Raw genomic sequence first — 5,184 nt, 5'->3', positions numbered from 1 at the left:
GGGCGCGGCGGCTTTTTTATCGCTGGGCCGTCCCGAGATGGAAAAGCGGTTGCTAGAACGGCAAGGCGCCCGCCGCCAGTTCCCCGTTGCGCAGCACCGCCACATGGAAGCGCTTGTCGGCCGCCTTCAGGATGTCTTCCGTGGGGTCGCCTTGCACCAGCAACAGGTCGGCGACCTTGCCCTCGGCGATGATGCCGTGCTGATCCAGGCCCATCAGATCATGGCCGCGCGACGTGCCGGCGATCAGTGCGTCCACCGGCGTCATGCCGAATTCCACCATGTAGGCCAGTTCCATGGCGTTTTCGCCGTGCAGATTGAATGGCGTGCCGGCATCCGTGCCCATCGCGATCCGGCCGCCTGCCTTGTAGTACATCTGGAATGACTCGCGGTGCCGCTGTTCCACTGCCCGGGCCTTTTCCACGGCGTAGGCCGGAATGCCGTTGTCGGCGTTGGCGATGATGTTGCGCACGGCGGCGATGGTGGGCACCAGATACGTCTGCGCCTCCAGCATTTCGCGCAGGCAGTCGTCGTCCATGAAGATGCCGTGCTCGATCGAATCGATGCCGGCGCGGACCGCGTTCAGAATGCCTTGCGTGCCCTGCGCGTGGCTGGCGGTGCTTTTGCGGAAACGCTTGGCCTCATGCACGCCCGCCTTCATTTCGTCGAAGCTGTAGTGCGCATCCATCGGGCTGACACCGGGCGTCATGACGCCGCCGGTCGCCATGATCTTCACCAGATCGCAGCCGGCATGCACCTGTTCGCGCACGGCTTTGATCACGTCTTCACAGCCGTCGGCGATGCGGCCGATGCGGTTGCCGTGCCCGCCGGTCATGCAGATGATGCGGCCCGACGCCTTGATGGTGGGGCCGGGGAACACGCCGCGCGCGATCGCGTCACGCACGCCGAATTCCAGATAGTCCTTGCCCCCGCAGTCACGCAGCGCCGTGACGCCGCCGCGCAGGCTGGCCTGGGCGTTCTCCAGCGCGGTCAGCGTGATCTGGGCGGGGCCTTGCTTGCTTAGTTGCGCGTTGGGGTCGGCGCCGCCGGTGTAGACCAGGTGGACATGGCAATCCGCCAGGCTGGGCATCAGCGTCATGCCGGCGGTGTTGACCCGCGCGCCGGCGTAGCCTTCGAATTCGCCCGCCGGCGCCACGCGCGCCACCCGCTGGCCTTCGACCAGCACGCCGTGGCCTTGCCGCATCTTGCCCTCGCCGTCGAATACCTGTCCGCCGATGAAGAGGGTCTGTCGTGTCGCCGTCATGTCTTGCTCCGGTTGCGCTCGGGAGTCAACCTTCCACCACGTCCAGTCCCTCGCGGGACATCGATTGCAGGCGGGGCATCAATCCCAGCAGGTGTTGGCTGTAGGGGTGTTGCGGATGGTCGAACAGGCTTTCCGTTTCGGCCACTTCCAGCAGTTCGCCGTAGCGCATCACGCCGACGCGGTCGCACATCTGGCGGATCACGGGCAGGTCATGGCTGATGAACAGCATGGTCAGCCCCAGCTCTTCCTGCAGGTCTTTCAACAGGTTCAGGATCTGCGCCTGGATGGACACGTCAAGCGCGGACGTGGGTTCGTCGCAAATCAGGAAGCGTGGTCGCGTGGCCAGCGCGCGGGCGATGCAGATGCGCTGGCGCTGCCCGCCCGAGAATTCGTGCGGGAAGCGCTCGGCTGCGCGGTCGCCCAGGCCCACCACGTCCAGCAGATCGGCCACGATGCGGCGCGCTTCGGCTTCGCTTGCGGCCAGCTTGTGAAAGCGGATGGGCTCGGCCACGATGTCCAGCACGCGCATGCGCGGGTTGAGCGACGAGAACGGATCCTGGAAGATCATCTGGATCTGGCGCCGGAACGGGTTGAGCTGCTTTTCGCCCTTGAGCGCGGTCAGATCGGTCCCGCCGAACGTAACGGACCCCTCCGAAGGTGTGTACAGCCCCGAGATCAACCGCGCCACGGTGGATTTTCCGGAACCGGATTCGCCCACCAGTCCGAAGACCTCGCCTTCGCCAATGGAAAAGTTCACGCGCTTGACCGCATCCAGCGTGCGCTGGTTGCGTTTGAAGAGCGCGCTCTTGAGCACGAAACGCATGGAAAGGTCGCGCACCTGCACCAGCGGTCCGCCGCTGTTCGCGCCCGCGTTCGCACCGAAGTCGCGCCGTTGACCCAGCCAGTGTGTGGCCAGGTCGAGCGGTTGCGACGGCGTCTTCACGTCTTCGATGTAGGTGACCAGCGGAAAGCGTTTGAGCTTGATGTCCGGGCGTGGCACGGCCGAGATCAGGCTGCGGGTATAGGGGTGGTCGGGATCGCCCAGGATCTTGGCGGTGGGGCCTTGTTCCACGAGCTTGCCGTGGTACAGCACCGCCACGCGGTCGGTCACGTCCGCGATCACGCCCATGTCGTGCGTGATGATGATCATGCCGACCTGTTCCTCGCGGCACAGCTTTTTCAAGAGCGCGAGGATCTGTGCCTGGATGGAGACGTCCAGCGCGGTGGTGGGCTCGTCGGCGATGATCACCTCGGGCTCGCAGCACAGCGCCAGCGCGATCACCACGCGTTGCCGCATGCCACCCGAGAACTGGTGCGGGTATTGCTGCACGCGCAGCTCGGGCTGGTCGATGCCGACCTGCACCAGCAACTGCACCGCGCGTTTTTTGGCTTCGGCATGCGACAGGTTCAGGTGCACCTGCATGGTCTCGACCAACTGGCTTTCCACTGTCTGCAAGGGGTCCAGCGATGTCAGCGGATCCTGGAAGATCATGCCGATGCGGCGTCCTCGCACTTTGCGTTTCTGCGCCGGTGTCAGCGTGTCGATGCGTTCGCCGTTCAGCAGCACCGACCCGCCGGCCAGCCGTCCGGGTGCTTCCAGCAAGCCGATCACTGCGTTGCCGATGGTGGATTTGCCCGCGCCGGATTCGCCCACCACGCCCAGGATTTCGCCTTTTTCCAGCGACAGCGATACGCCGTCCACTGCCACCAGCGTGCCGCGGCGGCTGGGAAATTCAATACGGATGTCTTCAATGTTCAACAGGGCCATGACGTCCTCAGCGCAGCTTGGGGTTGAGCGCGTCGCGCAGCCAGTCGCCCAGCAGGTTGACCGATAGCACCAGCGCCACCAGCGCAATGCCGGGGAAGATCGATATCCACCACATGCCCGAGAACAGGTAGCTGTTGCCGATGCGAATCAGCGTGCCCAGTGATGGCGACGTGACCGGCACGCCGACGCCCAGGAACGACAGGGTGGCCTCGGTGATGATGGCGATCGCCAGGTGGATGGTGGCGATGACCAGCACGGGTCCCATGACGTTGGGCAGGATGTGGCGGCGCAGGATGGTGATGGGGCCGATGCCGATGAGACGGGCGGCCTGCACGTATTCCTTGTTGCGTTCCACCAGCGTGGAACCGCGTACGGTGCGGGCGTATTGCACCCAGCCCGAAATGCCGATGGCGAAGATCAGCACGTACAACGCCAGCTGGTCATGCATGTCGCGCGGCAAGACGCCGCGCGCCACGCCATCGATCAGCAGCGCGACCAGGATGGCGGGAAACGACAGTTGCACGTCCGCGATGCGCATGATGAAGCTGTCGATGCGGCCGCCGGCGTAGCCGCTGATGAGGCCAAGCGTGACGCCCAGCACCATCGAGAACAGCACCGAGGCGAAACCGACCAGCAACGACACGCGCGAGCCGTACAGCACGGCCGACAGGATGTCGCGGCCCTGATCGTCGGTGCCCAGCAGGAAGTCGGGACTGCCGCCTTCTTCCCAGGCCGGTGGCGTGTTGGCGTCCATGATGCTGAGCGACGCCAGGTCAAAGGGATTGTGCGGCGCGATGATCGGCGCGAACAGCGCGCCCAGCAGGATGGCCAGCGTGACGGCGGCGGCGATGATGGCGCCGGGCGATCGCTTGAAGCTGTGCCAGAGGTCGCTGTCGGCGGCGCGCGCAAACAATGGGGTGATGCGAGCAATCATGTGATTTCCTTTTTTACCGTAGGGCCGTCCCAAGGTAAAAAGCGCCCCCTTGGGGGGCAGCAAGCCGAAGGCGCGGTGTGGGGGCATTTTTTTACCGCCGGGCCGTCCCAAGGTAAAAAGCGCCCCCTCGGGGGGCAGCAAGCCGAAGGCGCGGCGTGGGGGCAACTTTTCATTTGCTCTGCACGCGCAGACGCGGGTCCACGGCGAAGTACAGCAGGTCGACGACCAGATTGATGACAACGAACATGAACGCGATCAGCACTAGGTAGGCGGCCATCACGGGAATGTCCACCATGCTGATGGCCTGGATGAACAACAGCCCCATGCCGGGCCACTGGAACACCGTTTCGGTGATGATGGCGAACGCGATGATCGACCCCAGTTGCAGCCCGGTGATGGTGATGACGGGCACCATCGTGTTCTTCAAGGCGTGGCGGAAATTGATCAGCCGTTCGGGCAGGCCGCGGGCGCGCGCGAACTTGATGAAGTCGGCGCGCAGCACCTCCAGCATCTCGGCGCGCACCAGGCGCATGATCAGCGTCATCTGGAACAGGGCCAGCGTGATGGCCGGCATGATCAGCGCCAGCCATCCCGACTTGGTTAAAAAGCCGGTCGTCCACCCCCCCAGGCTGACGACATCGCCGCGCCCGAAGCTGGGCAGCCATCGCAGCTGCACGCCGAAGACCAGGATGAGCAGGATGCCGATCAGGAACGTGGGTAGCGAGATGCCGGCCAGCGAAATCGCCATGAAGGCCTTGGACAGCACGCCGTGCCGCTTGAGCGCGGTGTAGATGCCCATCGGGATGCCTAGCGCCAACGCCATCACGGCGGACACGAACGACAGTTCCAGCGTGGCGGGCATGCGCTCTTCGAGCAGTTCGCTGACGGGACGGCGCTGGCGGTACGAGATGCCGAAATCGCCCTGCGCGGCATTGCCGACAAAACGGGCGAACTGCACCACGAAGGGATCGTCCAGGCCAAGCTCGACGCGCAGCTGCGCGCGTTGTTCAGGCGTGGTGTCCTGGCCGACCATGCTGGCGATGGGGTCGCCCACATAGCGGAACATGGAGAACGCGATCAGCGCCACCGTCAACATCACCAGCACCGACTGGATAAGCCGTTGCGCAATAAAGGAAAGCATTATCGGGTGCCCTCGTTTGCAAATAACGCCGGGCCGCGTTTCCGTTGATGGCGGGAATCGGGGCTGGGCCGGGCGCGGCC

Annotated in this window: 4 protein-coding genes; all 4 read right to left on the bottom strand. The window is 64.7% G+C overall.

Annotated elements, in window-relative coordinates:
- Positions 1–52: 52 nt before the first annotated feature.
- The gene (locus ACE039_RS03445) at positions 53–1,261 is read right to left on the bottom strand and encodes a metal-dependent hydrolase family protein (RefSeq protein ID WP_332007978.1); all 1,209 of its coding nucleotides are present in this window, start codon (positions 1,259–1,261) and stop codon (positions 53–55) included.
- A 25-nt stretch (positions 1,262–1,286) separates the two neighbouring features.
- Complete coding sequence (locus tag ACE039_RS03440; protein WP_485811665.1) at positions 1,287–3,029, bottom strand: ABC transporter ATP-binding protein; 1,743 nt, start codon at positions 3,027–3,029, stop codon at positions 1,287–1,289.
- Between the two features lie 7 nt (positions 3,030–3,036).
- On the bottom strand, positions 3,037–3,963 hold the full coding sequence (locus tag ACE039_RS03435) for an ABC transporter permease (RefSeq protein ID WP_332007976.1): 927 nt from the start codon (positions 3,961–3,963) through the stop codon (positions 3,037–3,039).
- Positions 3,964–4,132: 169 nt separating this feature from the next.
- On the bottom strand, positions 4,133–5,104 hold the full coding sequence (locus ACE039_RS03430) for an ABC transporter permease (protein WP_485821692.1): 972 nt from the start codon (positions 5,102–5,104) through the stop codon (positions 4,133–4,135).
- Positions 5,105–5,184 lie beyond the last annotated feature (80 nt).

This window comes from Achromobacter maghribensis (assembly GCF_057334215.1).
This window is presented reverse-complemented; position numbering and strand designations above follow the sequence as displayed.

Excerpts from the sequence above, each read along its gene's own strand:
- ACE039_RS03445 (WP_332007978.1), bottom strand. The coding sequence starts at position 1,261 with ATGACGGCGACACGACAGACCCTCTTCATCGGCGGACAGGTATTCGAC.
- ACE039_RS03440 (WP_485811665.1), bottom strand. The coding sequence starts at position 3,029 with ATGGCCCTGTTGAACATTGAAGACATCCGTATTGAATTTCCCAGCCGC.
- ACE039_RS03435 (WP_332007976.1), bottom strand. The coding sequence starts at position 3,963 with ATGATTGCTCGCATCACCCCATTGTTTGCGCGCGCCGCCGACAGCGAC.
- ACE039_RS03430 (WP_485821692.1), bottom strand. The coding sequence starts at position 5,104 with ATGCTTTCCTTTATTGCGCAACGGCTTATCCAGTCGGTGCTGGTGATG.